This window comes from Bradyrhizobium sp. WSM1743, assembly GCF_000473065.1.
In the GTDB taxonomy this organism is placed as follows: domain Bacteria; phylum Pseudomonadota; class Alphaproteobacteria; order Rhizobiales; family Xanthobacteraceae; genus Bradyrhizobium.
Map to the genome: position 1 here is coordinate 52,411 of NZ_AXAZ01000027.1, position 23,673 is coordinate 76,083.

Annotated in this window: 19 protein-coding genes and 1 riboswitch; of the genes, 6 read left to right on the forward strand and 13 right to left on the reverse strand. The window is 64.9% G+C overall.

The features are described from left to right. Positions 1-375 precede the first annotated feature (375 nt). Both YU9_RS0118410 and YU9_RS0118415 read left to right on the forward strand, forming a co-directional pair. Positions 376-1,650 carry a sorbosone dehydrogenase family protein gene (locus tag YU9_RS0118410; protein WP_027574142.1) on the forward strand — a complete coding sequence of 425 codons (1,275 nt, stop codon included), beginning with the start codon at positions 376-378 and terminating at the stop codon, positions 1,648-1,650. A 188-nt stretch (positions 1,651-1,838) separates the two neighbouring features. Beyond that, positions 1,839-2,432 (forward strand): cytochrome c, encoded by a 594-nt coding sequence (locus YU9_RS0118415; protein WP_027574143.1) that lies wholly within the window; start codon positions 1,839-1,841, stop codon positions 2,430-2,432. 153 nt (positions 2,433-2,585) lie between these two features. On the opposite strand, the gene panE is transcribed toward YU9_RS0118415, so the two are convergent. The 4 genes from panE to YU9_RS0118435 form a co-directional block, all read right to left on the reverse strand. Next, positions 2,586-3,509 (reverse strand): 2-dehydropantoate 2-reductase, encoded by a 924-nt coding sequence (panE, locus tag YU9_RS0118420; protein ID WP_027574144.1) that lies wholly within the window; start codon positions 3,507-3,509, stop codon positions 2,586-2,588. Between the two features lie 110 nt (positions 3,510-3,619). Then, positions 3,620-4,228 (reverse strand): 2-hydroxychromene-2-carboxylate isomerase, encoded by a 609-nt coding sequence (locus tag YU9_RS0118425; protein WP_027574145.1) that lies wholly within the window; start codon positions 4,226-4,228, stop codon positions 3,620-3,622. Between the two features lie 90 nt (positions 4,229-4,318). Next, on the reverse strand, positions 4,319-5,668 hold the full coding sequence (locus YU9_RS0118430) for an MATE family efflux transporter (protein ID WP_027574146.1): 1,350 nt from the start codon (positions 5,666-5,668) through the stop codon (positions 4,319-4,321). Positions 5,669-5,756: 88 nt separating this feature from the next. After that, positions 5,757-6,335: a DUF2239 family protein gene (locus tag YU9_RS0118435; protein ID WP_036017481.1), complete on the reverse strand. Its 579-nt coding sequence runs from the start codon at positions 6,333-6,335 to the stop codon at positions 5,757-5,759. A 166-nt stretch (positions 6,336-6,501) separates the two neighbouring features. On the opposite strand from YU9_RS0118435, the gene YU9_RS0118440 reads away from it, so the two are divergent. Beyond that, entirely contained in the window at positions 6,502-7,167 is a 666-nt protein-coding gene (locus YU9_RS0118440) for a glutathione S-transferase family protein (RefSeq protein WP_027574148.1), read from the forward strand. Positions 7,168-7,364: 197 nt separating this feature from the next. Here YU9_RS0118440 and ggt read toward each other — a convergent pair whose 3' ends face one another. Continuing rightward, positions 7,365-9,116 carry a gamma-glutamyltransferase gene (ggt, locus tag YU9_RS0118445; RefSeq protein ID WP_084298989.1) on the reverse strand — a complete coding sequence of 584 codons (1,752 nt, stop codon included), beginning with the start codon at positions 9,114-9,116 and terminating at the stop codon, positions 7,365-7,367. 100 nt (positions 9,117-9,216) lie between these two features. Here ggt and YU9_RS0118450 point away from each other — a divergent pair, with 100 nt between their 5' ends. After that, positions 9,217-10,602 (forward strand): MFS transporter, encoded by a 1,386-nt coding sequence (locus tag YU9_RS0118450; RefSeq protein ID WP_027574150.1) that lies wholly within the window; start codon positions 9,217-9,219, stop codon positions 10,600-10,602. A 55-nt stretch (positions 10,603-10,657) separates the two neighbouring features. Here the strand turns inward: YU9_RS0118450 and purH are convergent, their stop codons facing one another. The 3 genes from purH to YU9_RS0118465 form a co-directional block, all read right to left on the reverse strand. After that, on the reverse strand, positions 10,658-12,250 hold the full coding sequence (gene purH / locus YU9_RS0118455; RefSeq protein WP_027574151.1) for a bifunctional phosphoribosylaminoimidazolecarboxamide formyltransferase/IMP cyclohydrolase: 1,593 nt from the start codon (positions 12,248-12,250) through the stop codon (positions 10,658-10,660). A gap of 24 nt (positions 12,251-12,274) precedes the next feature. Beyond that, positions 12,275-12,356, reverse strand: a riboswitch (ZMP/ZTP riboswitch). Positions 12,357-12,415: 59 nt separating this feature from the next. Beyond that, a complete protein-coding gene (locus YU9_RS0118460; RefSeq protein WP_027574152.1) occupies positions 12,416-14,134 on the reverse strand; it encodes a heparinase II/III family protein in 1,719 nt (572 codons plus the stop codon). 157 nt (positions 14,135-14,291) lie between these two features. Then, a complete protein-coding gene (locus YU9_RS0118465; RefSeq protein WP_027574153.1) occupies positions 14,292-15,638 on the reverse strand; it encodes an RsmB/NOP family class I SAM-dependent RNA methyltransferase in 1,347 nt (448 codons plus the stop codon). Between the two features lie 188 nt (positions 15,639-15,826). Here YU9_RS0118465 and YU9_RS0118470 point away from each other — a divergent pair, with 188 nt between their 5' ends. Further along, positions 15,827-16,024: a DUF1674 domain-containing protein gene (locus tag YU9_RS0118470; RefSeq protein ID WP_027574154.1), complete on the forward strand. Its 198-nt coding sequence runs from the start codon at positions 15,827-15,829 to the stop codon at positions 16,022-16,024. 225 nt (positions 16,025-16,249) lie between these two features. Here the strand turns inward: YU9_RS0118470 and cysN are convergent, their stop codons facing one another. From cysN to YU9_RS0118490, 4 genes are all read right to left on the reverse strand, one after another. Beyond that, positions 16,250-18,145: a sulfate adenylyltransferase subunit CysN gene (gene cysN / locus YU9_RS0118475; protein ID WP_027574155.1), complete on the reverse strand. Its 1,896-nt coding sequence runs from the start codon at positions 18,143-18,145 to the stop codon at positions 16,250-16,252. Then, positions 18,145-19,107 (reverse strand): sulfate adenylyltransferase subunit CysD, encoded by a 963-nt coding sequence (gene cysD, locus YU9_RS0118480; protein ID WP_027574156.1) that lies wholly within the window; start codon positions 19,105-19,107, stop codon positions 18,145-18,147. The genes cysN and cysD overlap by 1 nt, the downstream gene beginning before the upstream one ends. A 5-nt stretch (positions 19,108-19,112) precedes the next feature. Further along, positions 19,113-20,132: a sulfotransferase family protein gene (locus YU9_RS0118485; protein WP_027574157.1), complete on the reverse strand. Its 1,020-nt coding sequence runs from the start codon at positions 20,130-20,132 to the stop codon at positions 19,113-19,115. 154 nt (positions 20,133-20,286) lie between these two features. After that, the gene (locus tag YU9_RS0118490; protein WP_027574158.1) at positions 20,287-22,005 is read right to left on the reverse strand and encodes a methyl-accepting chemotaxis protein; all 1,719 of its coding nucleotides are present in this window, start codon (positions 22,003-22,005) and stop codon (positions 20,287-20,289) included. 250 nt (positions 22,006-22,255) lie between these two features. On the opposite strand from YU9_RS0118490, the gene YU9_RS0118495 reads away from it, so the two are divergent. Continuing rightward, entirely contained in the window at positions 22,256-22,843 is a 588-nt protein-coding gene (locus YU9_RS0118495) for a thermonuclease family protein (protein WP_027574159.1), read from the forward strand. Between the two features lie 53 nt (positions 22,844-22,896). Here the strand turns inward: YU9_RS0118495 and YU9_RS0118500 are convergent, their stop codons facing one another. Next, the gene (locus YU9_RS0118500; RefSeq protein ID WP_027574160.1) at positions 22,897-23,412 is read right to left on the reverse strand and encodes a L,D-transpeptidase; all 516 of its coding nucleotides are present in this window, start codon (positions 23,410-23,412) and stop codon (positions 22,897-22,899) included. Positions 23,413-23,673 lie beyond the last annotated feature (261 nt).

Consider the following 23,673-nt stretch of genomic DNA (forward strand, 5'->3'; position numbering starts at 1 on the left):
ATTGCTATTTTGCTCGACGCTTCAAATGCCTGTCCGGTGTCACCGGCGCGGGCCAGCCTGAGCCGTTCTACTGTGCATGGGGTTGTTTTCGCATACTTTGTATGTCCACCCCTTCGTGCCGCCTGAAAACGATCCACGCGCGAATTTGATTCCGCGTTGCAGCGAGAGCGCGGTCGTCGCAGCGTTCATCCGTTCATTGACCTTCCGTCTCAATTTTTAATGAGCGCAGCCGCGCTGCACCCAGCGTGCTTCTCACTCCTGACAGATGTGCTAACCTTTTTGCGTCTGTCGTCCCGACGGACTCCAAACTTCGCCTTTCGACTAGCAAAACAAAATAACGCGCAGCCCTGACGGCTGCCTTAGGGGAGTGACGCGATGACATCGATGTTCCATCGATCCGTGTTGGCGCTTGCAGCCGTGGCCCTTCTCGCGGGGACCAGCGCTGGCAATGCGCAACAGCAGGACAAGAACCGGGCGCTGAAGAAATACGAATCCGGCACCAAGGAGTTCTGGACCCATCCGCCGGACGACTGGTTCCTCGGCGACGAGACCGAGGCGCAGAAGGGCCTCGCACCGCCCTCGGGCCCGCCGACCGGCGCCTCCGATGCCGAACTCGCCAACATCGTCAAGAAGATCAAGCTGCCTCCCGGCTTCAAGATCGAGGTCTACGCCTCGGGCGTGCTCGCCGCGCGGCAGATGGCCTGGGGTGACAAGGGCACGCTGTTCGTCGGCTCGTTCGGCCTCGGCAACGTCTATGCCATCAAGGACAATAACGGAAAGAAGGAGGTCAAGACCATCCTCAAGGGCCTGAACATGCCCACCGGTCTCGCCTTCAAGGACGGCGCGCTCTACGTCATCGCCGTCGACAAGCTGATCCGCTACGACAACGCCGAAGCCAATCTCGACAATCTCGGCCAGGGCAAGGTCGTCTATGACGACATGCCGTCCTATGCCGCGCATGGCTGGAAGTACATCGCGGTCGACAAGGACGGATGGTTCTTCCTGCCGTTCGGACCGCCCTTCAACATCGGCATCCCGCCGACCAGCGTGTCGCAGATCCGGCGCGTCGATCCCAAGACCGGCAACGCCGAAATCTGGGCGCTCGGCGTCCGCAACTCGGTCGGCGGCGACGTCGATCCGCGCACCGGCAAGCTCTGGTTCACCGAGAATGCCCGCGACTGGATCAGCGACGATCTGCCCTCAGACAAGCTGAACGTGATCAACAGGATCGGCGAGCATTTCGGCTACCCCTATTGCCACCAGGGCAATCTGCCCGACGACAAGTTCGCGATGGGCCACAAATGCTCCGAGTTCACACCGCCCGTGCTGAATCTCGGCGCGCATGTCGCGCCGCTCGGCATGAAGTTCTACACCGGCGACCAATTCCCCGCCGACTACAAGAACAACATCCTGATCGCCGAGCACGGCTCCTGGAATCGTCACAAGTACCAGGGCGCGCGCATCGTGCGCGTGATCGTCGGGCCCGACGGCAAGAATCCCAAGCAGGAGATCTTCGCCTCCGGCTGGCTCGAGGGCGACCAGGGCTATCTCGGCCGTCCCAACGACATCATCCTTGCCAAGGACGGATCGATCCTCGTCGCCGACGATTGGGCCGGCGCGATCTATCGCATCAGCTACAGCAAGAAGTAGCGCGCGACGATAGGGAGGCTGCGACCGCGCGATGGCCGCAGCCTCTTTTGCTTTCAACGTCGACGTCGTTCCGGATTGCGCGCTAGCGCAAGTCCGGAACCCATAACCCCGAGTCGTGGTTATGGATTCTCGGGCTCGTGCTCCGCACGCCCCGGAATGACGAGCGAGATAGATCGGAAATCCTTGCCATGCGCCGTCAGTTCTCTTCGTACGCAATCGGCGCGCTCTCGATCGCTGCGCTTGCATTCGTCCCCGCAAGCGCTGCCGACAATGCCGCGATTAAGGAGAAGGCCGCCGCCTGCTCCGGCTGCCACGGCGAGAACGGCATCTCGCAGACCGAGAACATCCCCTCGCTGGCCGGCCAGCCCGATCAATTCCTGCAATGGCAGCTCGTGTTCTTCCGTGCCGGCTCGCGCAAGAACGACCAGATGCAGCCGATCGTCGAGGAGATCAGCAACGAGGATATCCGCAATCTCGGTGCCTATTTCTCGCAGCTGACGCCACCGAAAGGTCCGGAGGACAAAGATCCGGACCTGTCGAAAAAGGGCGCGCAGGTTGCCGCCGGCCGCCGCTGCGCTTCATGTCACACGGACAGCTATGCCGGCACCAAGGCGGTTGCGCGGCTGGCCGGCCAGCGCGAGGAATATCTCGTCAAGGCGCTGCACGACTATAAGGCCGGCCAGCGCGTCGGCGGCGGCGTCGCCGCGATGGCCGATGTCGCCTATCACATGAGCGACGAGGAAATCACGGCGGTCTCGCACTATCTCGCGCATTTGCAGTAGGGGAAGGTGTGGCCACAAACTCCGCCGTCGTCCCGGACAAGCGCGCCTCAAGCGCGCGCCGATCCGGGACCCATAGCCACAGGATCAAGTTTGGCGAAGACTCGGAGTGACCGTCTCACGCAATAACCACGCCCTGTGGTTATGGGTGCGGAGCTATCCAGCCCGCTGCTTTTCATACGCCTTCAGATGCGTATAGGCGATGCGCAGCTTCGGCACCGGCACTTTGGCCGCATCGGCGCGTGCGATGAGATCGCCGATGACGTGATCGGCTTCGACCGGCAGGCCAGCCTTGATGTCGCGGAACATCGAGGCCGTCATCGGCGAGCCCTCGGTGGTGAGGTTGCCCTTCACCCGCTCGAAGAACGGCCCGGCCGGCGGGTAGCCCGACGCGGTGGCGATCGCGCTGGTCTCGTCCAGCATGCCGAGCAGGAAATCCCGGCCTCCGGGAGCCGCAAGGATATTGCCGACCGAGGCGCGCATCAGGCTCGTGCTTGCGGCGAGCGAGGAGAGGAACACCCACTTCTCCCACATGTCCTGCATGATGTTCGGGCTGGCGGTGGCGCCAGTGATGCCGCTCTTGAAGGCTTCATCGATCGCTTTCACCCGGTCCGACATCTTGCCGTCGCGCTCGCCGTAATTGATCGACTGCATCGGCTGCAGCTGCACCACCTCGCGCTTCTCGCTGAGCGTCGCGGCAATGGCGCAGAGGCCGCCGAGCACGCGCTCCTTGCCGAACTTGGCATCCAGCGTGTCGAGGTGCTTCATGCCGTTGAGCATCGGAATGATGGCGGTGTTCGGCCCGACTGCCGGCGCGAACGATTTGATAGCATCGTCGAGGTCGAACGCCTTGCAGCTCAAGAGCACGACGTCGAACTTGTCCTTGAGCGCGTCCGCCTGCACGGTCGGCGGATTGTTCAGGGTCACGTCGCCATTCGGGCTCTTGATGACGAGGCCGGCGCTCGCAAGCTCGCTGGCGCGCCGCGGCCGGACCAGGAAGGTGACGTCGCGGCCGGCCTGCAACAGCCTGCCACCAAAATAGCCGCCGATGGCGCCGGCGCCGACCACGAGGATACGCATGGGATTGTCCTTATTCTTGCTGTTGGCGGTCTATCTATAGTCGCCCTTGCGAGCGAAGCGAAGCAACCCAGAATGTTACCGCGATCACATTCTGTCGCTGGAGAACGAGGTTATTTGCCGAGGACCATCTCCTCGACCTCGCGGAGTTGCTCCTTGCCGAAGAACATCTCGTTGCCGACGAAGAAAGTCGGCGAGCCGAACGCGCCGCGGGCAACCGCCTCGTCGGTGTTCTTGATCAGCCTGCTCTTCACGTCGGGTTCCCCGGCCCGGGCGAACAGTTTTTGCGCATCGAGGCCGGAGGACTCCAGCGCCTTCGCCGCGATTTCAGGATCGTCCATCTTCTTCGGCTCGCGCCACATGTGGTGGAAGGCGGCCTCGACATATTTTTCGAAGACGCCCTCGAGCTGCGCCGCGATTGCCGCGCGCATCAAGTTCAGCGTGTTGACGGGAAAATGCGGATTCCAGACATAGGGCTGGACATGGAAGCGCTTGATGAAGCGCTCGGTCTCAATCGCCTGGAACTCGCGCTTGTTCTTGATGCCGGCCAGCGTCTCGGCCGGCGACTTGTTGTTGGTCGCCTTGAAGATGCCGCCGAGCAGGATCGGCACATATTCGAACTTGACGCCGATCCGCTGCTCGATCGCCGGAATCGCCAGATGGCTGAGATAGGCGTTCGGGCTGCCGAAATCGAAAAGAAATTGCGGGGCGGTGCGGGTCAATATCATTCTCCCTGACGTCGCTTTTCGACCATTGTGGCGCAGGCCGCGCCACAGGTCCACCGTTTAATGATGGTCATAATACTTTGAGGATCAGATCAGACGCCGGATCGCCTGCTTGCGCCACACCAGGAGGTAATAGCCCATCTGCAAGACGAACATGGCGCAGAACACGATCGGGTAGGCAGCCCATATCCCCTCGAAGCCGATCGCGCGGCTCAGGATCACCGCGGCCGGCAGCTCGATCGCGACAATCGCGAAGATCGACAGCAGCATCGGCGTGAAAGCGACGCCGGCCGCGCGCATTGCACCGGAAAACACCGTGGCGAGGCCGAAAGGCACCGAGCTCCACAAGGCGATGTAAAGCAGCCCTTTCGCCAGATCGAGCACGGCGCCGTCGGTGATGAAGAGGCCCAGCACCGCGCGCGGTGCCAGGTAAATCAGCGCCACCAGCCCCCCGGTCAGAACGAGATTGAACGCAAGGCCGGTGCGCACGATGCCATCGAGCCGCGCCCGGTCGCCGCCGCCGATGGCCTGCGCACCGAGGATCGAGACCGCGATCGAAATCGACATCGCCGTGAACTGCGTATAGCCCATCACCTGATTGACGGCACCATAGGCGGCCGTAGCGTTTGAGCCGAAGCCGTTGACGAGGCCGAGGAGCACCAGCTCGGCAATCGCCATCACCACCATGCCGATCGCGCTCGGCAGGCCGATGCCGAGGATCTTTCCGAGCACGGCGCCGTTCAGCTGCAGGTGACGCAGCAGCGCCGCGTCCGGCGCGAGCGCGTGCTTCCCCCGCAGCAGATAGACGGCCAACATGATCAGCGTGAGCGTGTTCGAGATCGCGGCCGCCCATGCCGGACCGGTAATGCCGGCCGCCGGCAATCCGAAGCATCCGCGGATCAGCAATGGCGTCAGGATCAGGCCGATCGCTGCCGACAACGCCAGCGCCAGCAGCGGCGTCATTGTGTCACCGATGCCGCGGATCATCGCGGTCATCAGCAGGAAGACGAAGCCGAGCGGCATGGTCAGCAGCATGATGCGCGCATAGGCGCTGGCCTCATCGAGAATGTCCGCGGGCGTGGCGAGCGCGATCATCAATTGCCGGCTGAAGAGCCCGCCAATCAGTGCAACCGAAGTCGATAGCAGCAGGCCGACTGCGAGCGTCGTACCCACGATGATCTTGATCCGGCCGTGGTCGCCCGCACCAAACGCTTGCCCAATCAGCACGGTGGCGCCGGTGCTCAGGCCCATGACGAAGGCGAACAGGAAGAACATCACCGGGAAGAACGCCGACACCGCAGCCAGCGCGTCGACGCCGAGCATCTGGCCAAGAAAGACGTTGCTGACAGTGCCGAACAGCGATTGCAGGGCGTTGCTCAGTATCAAGGGAGCAAGGAAGCGGAGGAATGTGGTCCAGAGCGGTTTTGCGGCGGACATGGATTGGCCTTTCATCAGGGCGTGCGAAGCCGTTGCCGCGCAATGCGCGGCTCGGCCGTCGATGGGGTTGTGAGGAGCGGTGCGCGGTTTACGCGCGGTCACTGTAGGCGAGCTTGACGATGTGGTCGCGGATATCGGTCGGCCAGTCCGCGATCAGCCCGGTGAAGCGCCGCCGGTCGTCTGCGAACAGCGCGCGCGAGGCTTCCTCGAACTGCGGCAGGTTGCCGGCCATGGTCGACATGAAGTGATAGGCCGCATCGCGCGCCTGGCGCTCGCGGTCCTTGTCGCCGCTCGCGCGCCTGGCCTCGTCGACGAGCTTGCGCAGCGCGACCGAGGCGCCGCCCGCCTGCGCGTTGAGCCATTCCCAGTGCCGCGGCAGCAAGGTCACCTCGCGCGCGACCACGCCGAGTTTCGGCCTGCCGCGCCCGCGCGGCTCTGCGGGTGCTTCAGCTGCCTCACTCGGCGGGGCAAGCTTCGCCAGCCGCGCCAGCACCTCGCGGTCGTCACCGCGCAGGTCGAAATCGATCGATCGGCCCGTCCCGTCGTCAAAGATGATGATCGGCTGGTCCAGCGGCTGCGTGGCACGCTTGACGGCAAGCGCGACATCGCCTGCCGTGCCGGAGGCCAGCCGGCGCTGGCCGATGAAGGCTGTGTAGGTCCCTTGCATTGGAATCATTGCCATATTGATCGTGCTGGCAGCTTAATACCCGGGTAAATTCCCTGCGTCAATATACCCGGATGAAAATATCTGCAGCAACGGCTCGACAATGTGTTTCCGTGCTGGCACGAACGGCGCGGCTGATCGACCACGCCCAATCCTTGAGGACCCCGCGATGCTGACCGTTCACCACCTCAACAATTCCCGCTCGCAGCGCGTGCTGTGGCTGCTCGAGGAGTTGGGCGTTCCTTACGAGATCGTGCGCTATCAGCGCCAGCCGGACATGCGCGCGCCCAAGGAGCTGCGCGCGATCCATCCGCTCGGCAAGTCGCCCGTCATCACCGACAACGGCAACACCATCGCCGAGTCAGGCGCGATCATCGAATATCTCATCGCCACCTATGGCAACGGCCGGCTGATCCCGCCGCCTGACACGCCGGAGCGGCTGCGCTACACCTATTGGCTGCACTATGCAGAAGGATCCGCGATGCAGCCGCTGCTGCTCAAGCTGCTGTTCACGCTGATGCCGAAGCGCGCGCCGGCACTGCTGCGCCCGCTGGTTCGCAAGGTCTGCAATCAGGCGCTGACCGCGCTGGTCAATCCGCAACTCAAGCAGCACATGGACTATTGGGAAGGCGAGCTTGCCAAGAGCGAATGGTTCGCCGGCAGGGACTTCACCGCGGCCGATATCCAGATGAGCTTTCCGCTGGAAGCAGCCCAAGCGCGCGGCGGGCTCGAGCAGGGCCATCCCAAGGCGATGGCGTTCCTGGAGCGTATCCATGCGAGGCCGGCGTATGCGCGCGCGTTGGAGAAGGGCGGGCCCTATCAGGTCGGGCGATAGTTTTTTCACTGTCATTCCGGGGCGCCCGAAGGGCGAACCCGGAATCTCGAGATTCTTCGGTGCGCAATTGCGCACCATAGTTCGGTGCTACGCACCGTCCCGGGATGACAATTGAAAACTAAATCCGCGTGCAATACGTGTCCGCGCGTCTCCGCCACGGCAAGCCGGCGCGCTGTCGCCATGCAGAGAAAAACGGGCTACTGCCCCGCCGCCTCCGCGCCGCGCGTGCGCGGATCGGCCGCGCCGAGCGGTCCGTTCGGCGTCACGAGAATCGAATTGGCCGATGTCTGTCCCATCGGCTCGACGACGAGGTGCCCCATCGTCTTCAGCTCGAGCAGCACGTCGTCGGGAAAGCCGCGCTCGACGCGCACTTCATCCGGCAACCATTGATGATGCAGCCGCGGCGCTGCGACGGCCGCCGCAACATCCATCTTGTAGTCGAGGACGTTCACGATCACCTGGAGCACAGTCGAGATGATGCGGCTGCCACCGGGCGAGCCCGTTACCAGAACCGGCTTGCCGTCCCGCAGCACGATGGTCGGGGACATCGACGAGAGCGGCCGTTTGCCGGGTCCGGGCAGGTTTGCCTCGAAGCCGACGAGGCCATAGGCGTTGGAGGCGCCCACTGCCGCGGTGAAGTCGTCGAGCTCGTTGTTGAGCAGCACGCCGGTGCCGTCGGCGACCAGGCCGATGCCATAGCTGAAGTTCAGCGTGTAAGTGTTGCTGACGGCGTTGCCGCGGGCATCGACGACGGAAAAATGTGTGGTGTTGCTGCCCTCACGCGGTGCGGCAGACGCGGACACGAGCTCCTTCGACGGCGTGGCGCGTTCGGCAGAAATGCCCGCGCGCAGCTTGGCGGCGTAGTCCTTTGCGATGAGCGTCTCGATCGGCGCGTTGACGAAGGCGGGGTCGCCGAGATAGCGCGCGCGGTCGGCATAGGCGCGCTTCATGGCCTCGATCAGGAGATGCAGCGATGCCGGCGATTCCTGCTTCAGATCGGCGAGCTGAAAGCCTTCGAGGATGTTGAGCGTCTCGACCAGCACCACGCCGCCGGACGACGGCAGCGGCATCGAGACGATGTCATAGCCGCGATATGTGCCACGCACCGGCGCGCGGATGACCGGCTGATAGGCCTTGAGGTCGGCCGGCGTCATGATCCCGCCGGCGTCGGTCACGGCCTTGGCGAGCTTCTCCGCGACCGGCCCCTCATAGAAGCCGCGCGGCCCCAGTGCGGCGACGGCCGACAGCGTTTCGGCGAGATCGCCCTGCACCAGCCGGTCGCCTTCGCCCAGCGGCGTGCCATCGGACCGCGAGAAGATCTTGGCCGAGGAAGGCCAGCGTGCCAGCCGCTGGTGCCAGCTCGGCAGCGTATCGGCTATGTCGTCGCTGACGGTGAAGCCATCGCGGGCGAGCGCGATGGCGGGTGCGAGCAGTTGCGCCAGCGTGAACTGGCCCGAACCGTATTTGTCCAATGCCAGCGCGAGGCCGGCGACCGTGCCGGGCACGCCGATGCCGAGCGCGGAATCGCGTGACTTCGTCGCGTCAGGCTTGCCATCGGCGCCGAGGAATATCTGCGGTGTGGTCGCGGCCGGCGCGGTCTCGCGATAGTCGATCGTGGTATCTTCATTGCGATCGGCGGAATGAATCACCATGAAGCCGCCGCCGCCGATATTGCCGGCGCGTGGATAGGTCACCGCCATCGCAAAGCCGGTCGCGACCGCAGCGTCGACCGCATTGCCGCCGCGCCGCAGGATGTCGGCGCCGATCTGCGCGGAGATCTTCTCCTGCGCCACCACCATGCCGTGCTCGGCGGCGACGGCGCGCACCATGTCGCGTGCGGGCGGGACATAGCCCCGCCGCGCATCCTGAGCGGCCGCGGGAGCGAGGCCAAGCGCCAGAGTGGCAATGAAGGCGAAGAATGTCCGCCGTGTCGAATATGATGACATCATCAAATTTCCGCCGCGGCCTCGGGCCAGTTCACACGTCTCGCTGCAATGCTATACGGTTTGCTCCAGGAGAGGCAAAACTGTTCGTGATGAGGGCTGTGTGATGACGACGATCGCCCCGGATGTGCGCATGGCCAGCGCGCAGCGGATTTACCCGCCGCGCGTCGCTGTCGTCAGCTGGATCTTCTTCGATTGGGCCGCGCAGCCCTATTTCACGCTGATCACGACCTTCGTGTTCGCGCCCTATTTCGCGACCAGCGTTGCGCCAAATCCCGCCACTGGCCAGTCGCTATGGGGCGTTGCGATGGCCGCGGCGGGCCTTGCGATCGCGCTGCTGTCGCCAGTGCTGGGGGCCATCGCCGATGCGGCTGGCCGCAGGAAGCCATGGATCGCGGGCTTCGGCGCGGTGCTGGTGCTGGCGTCATGCACGCTCTGGATCGGCAAACCCGGCGATTACGCCATCGTTCCGACCTTGCTTACCGCGGTCGCGCTCGCCAGCGTTGGTGCGGAATTCGCCACCGTCTTCAACAATGCGATGATGCCGACCCTGGTGCCGCCGGAACGGATCGGCCGGCTCTCCGGCACTGGCTGGGCCACGGGCTACATTGGTGGCATCGTCAGCCTGATCATCGTGCTAGGCTTGCTCGCTGCCAATCCCGAGACCGGCCGCACGCTGCTCGGCTTCACGCCATTGTTCGGGCTCGATCCGGTCACGCATCAAGGCGACCGTGCCGCCGGCCCGCTGACCGGGCTGTGGTTCATCATCTTCGTGGCGCCGATGTTCCTGTTCACGCCGGATTATCCGGCGAAGCGCCCGTTGCGCGAGGCGCTGCGGGAGGGCCTGTGGGAGCTCAAGCAGTCGATCAAAGGTTTGCCCAAGCAGAAGTCGCTCGCGGCGTTCCTGCTCGCCAACATGATCTACACCGATGGTCTGGTGTCGCTGTTCGCGTTTGGCGGCATCTATGCCGCAGGTACGTTCGGCTGGCACACGATCCAGATCGGCACGTTCGGCATCATGCTCGCGATCGCCGGCGCATTCGGCGCATGGTCCGGCGGCAAGCTCGATGATCGTCTCGGACCGAAGCGCGTCATCGCCGGCAGCCTGCTGGTCCTGCTGCTGTCGCTGGCGGCGATCCTGCTGGTCGATAAGGATGCGATCTTCTTCATCAAGGTCGCGCCGCCGCAAGCAGGCGCTCCCCTGTTCTCGAGCGCGGCGGAGCGCGCCTATCTCGTACTGGGTTGCTTGATCGGTGCGGCCGGCGGCCCGCTACAGGCCGCCTCCCGCACGCTGTTGATCCACCTCGCACCGAACGATCGCATCGCGCAGTATTTTGGCCTGTTCGCATTGACCGGGAAGGTGACGTCTTTCGTCGGACCACTTTTGATCGGCATGATCACCGCGGTGACCGCGAGCCAGAAGGCCGGCATGGCCGTGCTGGTGGTGTTCTTCGTCGCGGGACTGGGCCTGTTGATGCGGGTGCGGGATTAAAATCCCGACCGTCATTCCGGGGCATCGCTACGCGCGCCCCGGAATGACAGCAACTTCAGTGCCTGAAATGCCGCGTTCCCGTGAACACCATGGCGATGCCGTGCTCGTCGGCGGCCTTGATCACCTCGTCGTCACGCATGGAGCCGCCGGGCTGCACCACGGCGGTGGCGCCGGCCTCGATGCAGGCGAGCATGCCGTCGGCGAACGGGAAGAACGCATCCGAGGCCACCACCGAGCCCTTGGTGAGCGGCTCGGCGAGCTTCAGCTCGGCAGCGGCATCCTGGGCCTTGCGTGCCGCGATCCGGGCTGAATCCACCCGGCTCATCTGGCCCGCGCCGATACCGACGGTGGCGAGATCCTTGGCGTAGATGATGGTGTTGGACTTGACGTGCTTTGCCACCCGGAATGCGAATTTGAGGTCACGCATTTCCGCATCCGTCGGCGCGCGCTTGGTCACGACCTTGAAGGTCATGTCGTCGACCACGGCGTTGTCGCGGCTCTGCACCAGCAGGCCGCCGGCCACCGTCTTGGCGGTGAGGCCCGGCGCACGCGGATCGGGCAGGCTGCCGGCGAGCAGCAGGCGCAGGTTCTTCTTGCCGCCGATGATGGCGATCGCCTCCTCGGTGGCATCGGGCGCGATGATCACCTCGGTGAAGATCTTGGTGATCTCGCGCGCGGTGTCGGCATCGAGCGCGCGGTTCATCGCAATGATGCCGCCGAATGCGGACGTGGAGTCGCAGGCCAGCGCCTTGCGATAAGCCTCGACGAGGCTGGCGCCCTCCGCGACGCCGCAGGGGTTGGCGTGCTTGACGATGACGCAGGCCGCCGTGCGCTTGGCGTCGAACTCGCCGATGCACTCATAGGCTGCATCGGTGTCGTTGATGTTGTTGTAGGAGAGCTCCTTGCCCTGCAGCTGCCGCGCGGTGGAGACGCCGGGGCGTTTGTCCGGCGTCGAATAGAACGCCGCGGTCTGGTGCGGGTTCTCGCCATAGCGCAGCGACTGGATCAGTCTGCCGCCGAAGGCGCGGAAGTCGGGCGCGTCGATCGCGAGCTGCCGGTTGAACCAGTTCGAGATCGCGGCGTCATAGGCCGCGGTGCGCGCATAGGCCTTTGCGGCGAGCCGCCGGCGCAGCTTCAGCGTCGTTGCGCCGCTGTTGGCGGCGAGCTCGTCGAGCACGGCCTTGTAATCTTCCGCCTCGACAACCACCGCCACATCGTCGTGGTTCTTGGCGGCGGCGCGGATCATCGCGGGACCGCCGATGTCGATGTTCTCGATGCAGTCCTCGAAGCCCGCGCCTTTGTCGACGGTCGCCTCGAACGGATAGAGATTGACGACGAGGAGGTCGATCGGCGCGATGCCGTGCGCCTTCATCGCCTCCGCGTGTTCCTTGTTGTCGCGGATCGCGAGCAGGCCGCCATGCACCTTCGGATGCAGCGTCTTGACGCGGCCGTCCATCATCTCGGGAAAGCCGGTGAGGTCGGAGACGTCCTTCACCTTGAGGCCGGCCGCGGCGATCGCTTTCGCGGTGCCGCCGGTCGAGACCAGCTCGACATCGTGCGCGGCGAGCGCCTTGGCGAACTCGATCAGGCCGGTCTTGTCGGAGACGGAGAGAAGGGCGCGGGTGACACGGCGGGGATGGTCAGTCATGAGCAAGATCCTCTGTTAAGCGAGTGTCTATGCCCAGGCGCGCGGCGGATATGTCCCGCGCTTCCCGATGGTGCTCCATCCAAGGTCGCCAGTCGCGCGAGCGAGGGCTCGATAGCAGCTTTTGGCGCCCGTCTCAACGGGTAGATAGCACCGGATTTCGCCTGTTTACAGCGGAAGTTCCGGCTCGCGCCGGGCGTTGCGGCGGGCATTGGTCACCGCCGGCGAGGCCGTGGAGCGGATAAAACTCCAGCGGATCGAGGGGGCTTGCCGTGCGTCCTGGCGGATCACGATCTGGGCAGTGCGGCGCGGGCCGTCATTGCCGGCCAGGAACACGCTGTCCTCGAGGTCGACCTTGTCGTCGAGCGCCTCGAAGGTCCAGACGTCGCGGTTCGGCAGCACCAGCATGACGCCGCGGGCATCCGACAGCCGGCTCGCCTTTACCGCTGGATGCAGATGGAAGCGCAGCGCGAAATCGGCGTCCGCGCCCTTGAAGCGTCCGCCCTGCGGCGGCGACAGCGTATCCTCGCCGTCGATGCGCGCGCCGTCATTGGTGATCATCAGCACGCGGCGATGGATCGCGCCGAATTTGCCGAGATAGCCGTCATGCGAGGTCGTCAGCAGCATGCCGTTCTGCACGACCTCGCGATAGCTCTCGACTTCCACGGGGCCGCTGGTGACGGGTGCGCCGTGCAGGAGGCGCTTCATCGCCGACATCTCGACGAACTGGCATGACGAGGTGTCGTGATAAGTCAGCGTCGAATGCGCCGCCGTGCTACGCGCGAACGGCCGCCAATTGTCGCGGCCCGTGGTCGGCATGCCGCAATTGGTGACGATGCGGCTGATACCGGAAGACAGTTCGAACGACAGGCAGCCGGCATGGGCGTCATGGCTGACGCCGGCCGGCGGCGGCGGGCCGGTGTCGATGATCACAGTGGTCTGGCCGGCATCGAGGCGCTGGAAGCCGGTGTGCGGCATGTTCGCCATCGGCGCGCCGTGGGTGTCATCATAGGCGAGCAGCGTGGCGAGCAGGTCCGAAGAGGTCGCGCTCATGCCGTTGAACAGGGCGAAACTGCCGTCGCCGTGCCGGAAGAAGCGCAGCATCGGCATCATGCGGTCGATCGCGTTGAGTAGCGCCGGCGGTGGCGCGATGTTGCGCGCGGCGAAGGTCTGCCGCAGCGGCAAGAGGTCGATCAAAAGTTCGATCAGCGCGCCTGGATTGCGGGAGATGTGTCCACCGTCGGGCAGGATCTGCCGCTGCAATTCGTCGGACAGCTTCTTCGAGGCACTGCGGATGTGACGCGTCTGGTTGGCGAGACACAGGGCCGCATAGCACAGCGCGATCAGCACCTGGAGCTTCGGCACCCCGTCCGGAATGTCGACCATGGTGTAGCGCAGGAAGCGGATCTCGCGTGCGAGCGCGCGCAGGTAGCGGCGATAGAATTTGTTGTCGGTCTCGCCCAGCACCAACGGCGCTTGCGAGAGCAGCGAGATCACGCGCCTCGCCAGCACGTCGGCGCGGCGCGCGACCGGGCGGCGCTTGTTGGCGGGATTCGAGATCCAGTCCTCGATCAGCGCGCGCGCATTCGCCCGCGTCAGCGCAGTGTCGGCGGCGCGCAGATGACGCAGCCAGCCGAAGCCGAGCAACGCAACCTCCCAATCCTCCGACGGCGGCTCGAGATCGAAGATCGAACGGCCGTGGCAATTGACGATCTTGCCGGCGAAGACGAAGCGGCCGGCATAGATCTCGGCGGCGCGGGTCGCATCCGCGGTACGCAGATCATGCGGCGCGATGATCAGCCGGTCGGTGCGGCTGGGCCAGACCCGCGACAGCGCAACCGAACCGCCACTCGCGCGCGCGAGCATGTTCCGCGCGAAGCGGTTCATGACCAGCGTCGAGATACGTCTGCGTTGAGCGACCGACACGCCTTGCCTTGATGGGGGAGAGGATTAGCGACGAATCCTTATTAATCCCAAAATCGGACGTCTGACACCACCTTGAACGGCGCGAATCAGCGTCGTGGTGGCAAAATCCAGTGCAAAATCAGGATTTAACGAGCCGGGCCGCGAAAAATCCGTCGAGGCCACCGAGCTTGGGATCGGCGTTCGGCAGATGACAGGGCAGGGTGCGAAGGTCGCCGTCCCGGTTGAGGATTTCATCGAGGCCCGCGACCTCCGACGCCTTGATCGGGGCGCGGCGAAGCGCAGGCTCGGCGGTGAGCAGCGCCGCCACGGCCTGCTCACCCTCCTCGGGTTCCAGCGAACAGGTGCAATAGACCAGCGTCCCGCCCGGCTTGAGCAGCGACACCGATTTTCGCAGCAGCCGCTGCTGAAGCGCGGCCAGGACAGCGATGTCGGATTCCTGCCGCAGCCATGCGACGTCGGGATGACGGCGGATCGTGCCGGTGGAGGTGCAGGGTGCATCGATCAGGATGCCGTCGAACGCCTCGGCCGGGCCGGCCCATTCCACGGCGTCAGCGACGACAGTCTCGGCCTGGAGCGACAGACGCGCCAGGTTTTCACGCAAACGCGCCACCCGCGCAGGCGAGCGGTCGATGGCCGTGACATGTGCGCCTGATAGCGCCAGCTGCGCAGTCTTGCCGCCGGGGGCGGCGCAGAGATCGGCAATGGACTTGCCTTTGACGTCACCGAACAGCCGGGCGGGCAGCGCGGCGGCGGCGTCCTGCACCCACCATTGTCCCTCGGCGAAGCCGGGCAGCATGGTCACCGAGCCGTGCAGCAACATCCGCACCGTCCCGGTCGGCAGCGTCTCACCATGCAGGCGGCTTGCCCATTGTGCGGGATCCGACTTCACTGTCAGATCGAGCGAGGGCTCGTGGCCGAGCGCCAGCGCCATGTCTCGTGCGGTCGCCTCGCCATAATGCGCGCTCCAGCGCGCGAGCAGCCATGGCGGCAGATCCAGCGATTGCGTCGCGACTTCCTCGACCAGCGCCTTGCCCTCGCGCGCACAGCGGCGCAGCACGGCGTTGACCAGGCCGGCATAGCGCGCGGCGCGGCGATCGGATTGCACGAGGCGGACGGAGAGATCGACCGCGGCGTGATCCGGTACGTCCATCCAGAGGATCTGGGCGGCGCCGATCAACAACGCGCTCTGCGCGCGCGGCGCATCGGAGGGAATGCCCTTGTCGAGCAGGCGGGACAGCACATGGCCGAGCGTGCCGAGCCGGCGCAGCACGGTGGCGACGAGGCGCCGCATCAGCGCGCGGTCGCGGTCGGCCAGCGTCTTCAGTCCGGGATGAGCGCCGCCGCCGTCGAGCTGGTCGTCGAGCGTACGGTGCTTGTGCAGCACGCCGTCGACGATGTCGGCGGCAATCCGCCGTGCCGCAAGACCAGGCACTTCGGATGGAGGGACGAAACGTTGAGATGGCATGCGGAAGCAAGGTTCTGAGCGAGCGGCAGTTCCGCCGCAAAGGGCGCATGCCTTGAGAAGGCGATCTCTGACACGCGAATATGCCAAATGTAAGAATCGCTTGCGGGTTTTTCAGCCCTTTGAGCCGATTTCAGGAATGCGTTATTGGGCATCGCGTTGCGCCCGGTCCTACGCTAGAAAGATCGGCGATGAGTGACCCCGTTCCCGAGCGCAAGCCGCTATCACCGGCCGCCCAGCGTGCGCTGGCCGAAGCCGAGGCGCGCCGTCAGGCCGCGGCTGCGCAGGCCAACGACGAGACCAAGGCGAAGGAGTTGCAGGGACCGCAGGGCCCCGAGCCCACCCGCTACGGCGATTGGGAGCGCAAGGGCATCGCTTCCGACTTCTGAGGCTTTAAAGCGGAATGGCTTTAGGTTGAATCGATTGCCACGGGCTCGGTGCAACCTCTCCCGCTTGCGGGAGAGGTCGCGCCGAAGGCGCGGGTGAGGGCTTTCTCCTCTAGGGGATTGCCCCATCGCGGATACACCCTCTCCCCAGCCCTCTCCCGCAAGCGGGAGAGGGAGCGAACCTCCTTCGCGGCCGCATCAGACCGAATCTCATCTTGCCTTAGCTCGCTACAGGTAATTCTGCTCTCGCAAGTAGCGGATGATGCGTTCGCAGGCCGCCTCGCTCGACAGTTCCGACGTGTCGATGGTGATCTCCGGCGCTAGCGGCGCCTCGTAGGGTTGGTCGATGCCGGTGAATGCCGGCAGCTCTCCCGCCCGTGCCTTGCGATAGAGTCCCTTGGGATCGCGGCGCTCGCATTCGGCGAGCGGGGTCGCGACATGGATCTCGATGAACTCGCCAACCTCGAGTCGCCGGCGTGCCAGCTCGCGCTCGCTGCGGAACGGCGAGATCAGCGCGACCAGCGCGATCAAGCCCGAGTCGACGAACAGCGCCGCGATCTCCGCGACGCGCCGGACGTTCTCCGACCTCTCCGCGTTGGAAAAGCCGAGGTCGCGGTTGATGCCATGGCGGAGATTGTCGCCATCCAGCAGCGCGGCATGGCGTCCGAGCTCGGCAAGCCGGCGGTCGACCATGTCGGCGATGGTCGATTTGCCGGCACCGCTGAGCCCCGTGAACCACAGCACGCAGGGCCGTTGCTGCTTCAGCCGTGCCCGCACGGATTTGTCGACGGCAAGCCGCTGCCAATGAATGTTGGTGGCACGGCGGAGCGAGATGTCGATCATTCCCGCCGCGGCCGTGCGATGGCTGATCGGATCGATCAGAATGAAGCTGCCCATCTCGCGGCCATCGCGATAGGCCTCGAACACCAGCGGGCGGTCGAGATTGAGATGGACATAGCCGATCTCGTTGACATCGAGCGTGGTGGCGCATTCCTGCGCCATGGTGTCGATCGCGATCCGGTGCTTGAGCGTCGCGATCACCGCGCCGGTCGAGGCGGTGCCGCATTTGAGCAAATAGCGCCGGCCCGCGACCATGGCTTCGTCGTCGAACCAGACGAGATGAGCCGCGAGCTGATCCGAGACCTCCGCTGCAGATCCGGCGGTCAGCACGTCGCCGCGGCTGACGTCGATCTCTTCGGCGAGCGTGAGCGTGATGGACTCGCCTGCTCCTGCGTGATTGCATTCGCCGGCGGGCGTGAGAATGCGTGCGACGTGGGCCTGGTGTCCCGACGGCTGCACGCGAACCGCATCGCCGACCGCGATCGTTCCGCTTGCGATCCGCCCGCAGAAGCCGCGAAAATCCGCGTGCGGCCGGTTGACCCATTGTACGGGAAGCCGGAACGGCCGCTGCGAGACGTCGCCGGCCACGTCCACGGATTCCAGATAGGCCGTAATGGTCGGCCCCGAGTACCAGGGCATGCGCGTGCTCGCAGCGACGATGTTGTCGCCGTCGGGCGCCACGACCGGGATGCACTGGACCTGGGAGGTTCCGAGCTGGCCGGCCAGCGTCAGATATTCGGCGGTGATGGCCGCGAAGCGATCGCCGTCGAATCTGATTAGATCCATCTTGTTCACGGCGAGCACGACATGACGGATGCCGAGCAGCGACAGGATGTGGCTGTGGCGCCGCGTCTGCGTGATCACGCCCTTGCGCGCGTCGACCAGCACCACGGCGAGATCGGCATTGGACGCGCCGGTCGCCATGTTGCGCGTGTATTGCGCATGCCCCGGCGTGTCGGCGACGATGAAGCGGCGCAGCCTGGTGGCGAAGAAGCGATAGGCGACGTCGATCGTGATGCCCTGCTCGCGCTCGGCCTGCAACCCGTCGACCAGCAGCGCGAAGTCCAGGTCGCCACCAGTGGTGCCGACCGTCCGGCTCTCGGAGGCCAGCCCGTCGAGCTGGTCGTCGAGCAGCGTCTTGGAATCGTAGAGCAGGCGGCCGACCAGCGTGCTCTTGCCGTCATCGACGCTGCCGCAGGTGACGAAACGCAGCGTCGGGCGATCGCTCTGTTCGAGCCGCGGCGCATCGGTGGCAGCGATCGTCGGTGCCTCGTGATAGGACATCAGAAGTAACCTTCCGCTTTCTTGCGCTCCATCGATGCGGGGCTGTCCCGGTCGATCATGCGTCCTTGTCGTTCGGAGGTGCGCGATGCCATCATCTCCTGCACGATCTCGGGCAGGGTTGCCGCCGTCGAGGTCGTGGCGCCGGTGAGGGGATAGCAGCCCAGGGTGCGAAACCTGACGGAGCGCCATTGTGGCTCTTCGCCAGGCTGCAGCGGCATCCGGTCGTCGTCCACCATGATCAACGCGCCGCCGCGCTCGACCACGGGACGCGAAGCTGCGAGATAGAGCGGAACGATCGGGATGTCCTCGAGCAGGATGTAGTCCCACACGTCGAGCTCGGTCCAGTTCGACAGCGGAAACACCCGCATGCTCTCGCCGGGCGCGAGCATCGTGTTGTACAGACCCCAGAGCTCTGGCCGCTGGTTCTTCGGATCCCAGCGATGCGCCGCGCTCCGGTGCGAGAACACGCGCTCCTTGGCCCGCGACTTCTCCTCGTCGCGTCGCGCGCCGCCGATCGCGGCGTCGAAGCCGTGGAGGTCCAGCGCCTTTCGTAACGCCTGCGTCTTCATCACGTCGGTATAACGGGCCGAGCCGTGGGTGAAGGGGTCGATGCCCTGGCTCAATCCGTCATTGTTGGTATGGACGATCAGATCGAGGCCGAGCTCGCGCGCGCGGCGATCGCGAAACCTGATCATCTCGCGAAACTTCCAGGTCGTATCGACATGCAGCAGCGGAAACGGCGGCTTGCCGGGATGAAATGCCTTGATCGCCAGATGCAGCAGCACCGAAGAGTCTTTTCCGATGGAGTACAGCATGACCGGCTTGCGGAACTCGGCCGCCGTCTCCCGCAGGATGTGGATGCTTTCCGCCTCCAGGCGTCGAAGATGGCTGGTGACGTGAAGCTGCTTGCCGCCAGCACGTCCACGATGGGCGGATTCGGCGGTCGAGGGAACGTCGAGCATGCTGATCACGCTGCCGCGGCAACCCAGTCGCCGAACAGTCGTGCCGACATTGCCGCATTCAGGCCGAGGTCGCGCACGCAGGCCGCAACCGAGGCACGATAGGCAGCATTGACCCCGCAACGCTCCAGAACCTCGAGCTGAGCTTCGCTCAGCGAGGTCGTCGCGCGGCGCTGGTAGCGATAGGCACTATCGGAGGTGTGCAGATTGGGCACCTTGTAGATCGTCGCTTCGCTCGGGAAGATGACGCGCGCATTGTTCGCTTGCACGTCTCCCGGCTCCCGCCAGGACGTCACGGCATTCTCGGTAAAGCTGCCGGAAAGACCCAGGCGGCCGAACAAGACACGGACCGATGACACGGCCTCCTTGCTTACCTCGTAGGCGTAGTGAGTGACGGGAACGCCCTGTCGCTCGGCGTAGCTTGCGACGTGAGCCGCGCTGAGCGCGGCGACGACATAGTGCCGCAGCAAGGTATCTGCGGGCGCGCGCGAGATCAGCTTCTCGAGCCACGATGCCAGCGAACTCGCCGGTTCGCGGTCGAGCATGATGAGATGCAGCCGCTGCCGCGGATAGCCCGCCTCGATCAAGAGTTGCAGCGGATTGAACAGGCTCTCGGCAAGCACGTAAGGCCCGATCGTTTCCTTGCTGAAGATGTGCGGCTCTTCGGTGGCCGACGGCACGCTCCACGGCGCCAGCGGGCGGCCGACGAGCGCGTCGCGCAAGATCGCTTTCAGCGGCTGATAATATGAGGGCATCCCGGTCATGCCGAACAGATTGCTCAGAGCGGTCGAGCCGACCCGGGCCTTGCCGCATGCAAAATAGAGCATCGGGAAGTCTTGCGCCGGGCGATGCCGGAAGTCCTGCGCAAGGCATTCGGTGACTTCGCGCATCAAGGTTGCAAGCGTGACGGTCCTGGTCTGGAATTCGCCGACGGGAGAAAGCGGCAAGGTATCGAGGGATCTCGGCCGTTGCCGAACCAGATCGGCGATTCGCTCGAGCGAATCGGGGGACGTCCCGTCGATATTCATATGGGGGCTCACTCTAGCAGGGTTCGCAGGGAAGGTTGCTTGCGCTGTGAGATGCAGCTTATAGTTGCCCACCGGGGTGGTCAAACCCGGGGAATCCCGGGGGTGCCGTGCAGATCAGCGAGCACTGCGGGTGCTCGCTGATCTGCTTACGGGATCAGGCTGCGCGCACGGTGTTGAGGAATTTCTCGACCTCCGTCTTCAACAGGCTGCTTTCGCTCGACAGCGAGCGCGCCGATGCCAATACCTGTCCCGACGCCGCGCCGGTGGCGCTCGCGCCTTGACTGACGTGCGCGATCTTGTCCGCAACTTCGACCGTTCCCTTCGCGGCTTCGCTGACGTTGCGCGCAATCTCGGCCGTCGCTGCGCCCTGCTGCTCGATGGTCGCAGCGATCGTCGTCGAGATGTCGGAAATGCGGGCGATGGTCGCGCCGATCTCCTTGATCGCGCCGACGGAGTCCTCGGTCGCCGATTGCATGCCGGCAATCTGCGCACTGATCTCCTCGGTCGCGCGCGCGGTTTGCGCCGCGAGCGCTTTGACCTCGCTCGCGACGACTGCGAAGCCGCGGCCGGATTCGCCCGCCCGCGCGGCCTCGATCGTGGCGTTCAGCGCCAGGAGGTTGGTCTGTTCGGCAATCGCAGTGATCAATTTGACGACGTCGCCAATTCGGCCCGCCGCCTTGAGCAGCTCATTGATCCGGGCATCGGTGCGCTCGGCCTGCTTGACCGCATCGCTGGCGATGCGGCTGGAATCGTGGACTTGGCGGCCGATCTCGACGACCGACGTGCTCATTTCCTCGGCGGCGGACGCCACGGCTCCGACGTTGGTGGATGCCTCCTCCGAGGCAGCCGCGACCATTCCCGAGAGCTGCTGGGTCTGTTCCGCAGTTCCCGACAGCGTGCCGGCGGCGGCCTCGAGCTGTTGGGAGGCTGCCGACACGGAGTCGATGATACCGCCGACCGCAGTTTCGAACGCGTTGGCAAGCCGGGTCATCTCTTCCTTGCGCCGAGCGGCTGCCGCGGCCTCCTGATCCTTCTGCTCGGCTTCCATCTGCTCGATCCGGATCAGATTTTCCTTGAAGGTCTGAGCCGCACGGGCGTTGTCGCCGACTTCATCGCCGCGGGCCCTGTAGGGAATCTCGACCGCCTTGTTGCCGCCGGCGAGATGCAGGAGCACGTCGCCGATGCGCCGGATCGGCCGGGCGATGCTCATCACGGAAAAGACCGCAGATCCGATCAACGTCAAAACGACGAATACGCCCACGATCAGTGCGAAGGTGGCGACGCGATCCAGCTCGGCCAGCATCTCGCCCTTGCGGCGCGCGGCGAATTCGTTGGCGACGCCGACGAGATCGTCGATGCGCTTGCTGACTTCCAGGGCTGCCGGACGCATATGCTCCGCGAGAATGCTTGCCTTCGCTGCCTCGGCTGCAAGCTTGGCGCCACCCGCGGGGGCGGCAATGACGGCCTTTTGCGCCGCGGCCAGCTCAATGCCGCTGGTCAGATATGCATCGACGAATTTCCTGGCCTCGCGGTAAGCGTCCTGTGTGACCTTCCGGGTCGCCCGCTCCCTCGCGGCATCGATTTCCGCGCCAGCTTCGCCTGCCCGGGCGCGGAGAAGCTCGAGGAGCCTGTCGACCTCTCCGGCTGACGGCGCCGAGCCGAGCTCGAGAGTCGCGAGCTGCGCGCGTGCCATCGCCGTCTGTGCCGCCTGCGCATTGCCCTTGTTGAGATAGTTGATCGTGACCAGGCGGTTGGATTCGGCAATCGAGCGGTTGCCGAGCATCTGGTTGGTGAGCATGCCGCCAACCAGCAAGACGCTTATGCCCGTCACGATGCCGAGCTTGGCTCCAATGCGAAACCTGAATGACCCCACCACTGCCTCCTTGGACCGTCACCGAATATAAGGGTCTTCGCAACCAAAGATTGAGAATTGGGTAACATTCAATAGTGACCGTAGAAGTACGGCCGAACCTTGAACGGCACGTGACGATCTGGTCCGTACAACTACGGGTGGCGTCCGCCACAGAGCGTTCGGAGCAGCATTTGCGCGGCGCGGGCGGAATTAAAGTGCGTTGAGATACACGCGCTTGCGAGGTTGCCCGACTCAGCTCTAGCGTGGAACGATGCGCCCCCGTGACCGTATCAATGCTCAACCGTCGTTCAGCGGGTCTCCGTTTCGCCGCCACTTCTCGGGCCTCCTGCCGTGGCTGTTCGTGGTCGGCGTGGTGGCTGCGACCGTGCTCGCCTTTCGCCATGGATCGAACTGGCCCGTGCCGCATCCGGCCGACGACCGCGCGCAGGACGCCGAGATCATCTTGCAGCAGACCGGCAATCCGGACGTCCGCCGCCCGGTCGACGTCGTCCGCACCATCGACGGCGACACCTTTCTCGCGCGTATTCGCCAGCGCGACGGCCGCGATGCCGTCGTGCGCGTTCGGCTGCGCGGCATTGACGCGCCCGAACTGAAGGCGTCCTGCCAGGAGGAGCTGGACAAGGCCGAAGCTGCGGCCCGCGCATTGCGCGATCTGCTCGGTCAGGGCGGCGTGACCATCACAAATCTCGGCCCCGACAAATACGGCCGCGTTCTCGCCGACGTCACGACCCGGCAGACCGCGAACGTCTCGGCGGCGTTGCTCGCCGGCGGCTTTGTGCGCAGCTACAATGGCGGCCATCGCGACGGCTGGTGCGCGCGCGGCTGGCGCTTCTGGTAACAAAAAGGCCGCGTCGAAAGACGCGGCTTTTTCATCTCGACCGATTCAGGCGATCAGCGCGTCACGACCACCGTCGTGCCGACAGAGACGCGGCCATAGAGGTCGGTGATATCGTCGTTGAGCATGCGGATGCAGCCATAGGAGACGAAGCCGCCGACCGAGCCCGGCACGTTGGTGCCGTGGATGGCGTATTCGCCGCCAGCGAGCGTCATCGCCGCAACGCCCATCGGATTGCGCGGCGAGCCGCCCGGAATGACGTCGGGGATATTCGGCTTGTCGCGCTTCACCTCGGCGGGCGGCGCCCAGGCGGGATTGAGATACTTGCCGTCGATCTTCGTCGTGCCGGCCCATTGCTTGCCGGTCTTGCCGACGCCGACCGGATAGCGCACGGCGTGGCCGTTATCGAGGATGAGATAGAGCCGCCGCTCGCTGGTTTTGACCACGATAGTGCCCGGCGAATAGTCGGCGAGGTGCGCGCCGACCAGCTCCGGCCGTGCCTCTGCCGCCGTCGGCATCAAGACCCCAACCCCGATGGTGGCGGCCAGCGCCACCGCAATCCTCATCGACATCGATGCTTCCCTTCCGTTGCCCCGAACGGGTCGTCCAAATCTACGCAAACCCGGCAATGGCCCGCTCGCCCACACAGTATTTAACCGCGCCCGTTAACCGGATGGTTTCCACGCGCGGCCGCCAGGGCCAGCCAGCAGGGGGGAACAAAGAAAATGTTCGAAATAAAGTAAATGACCTGAAAACAACACTCGGCGGGAAAGATGCGGCCACGCCGCAGCGCGCCCTGATGAGAGCGTGAGGATCTGAACGGCTGTTGTTTC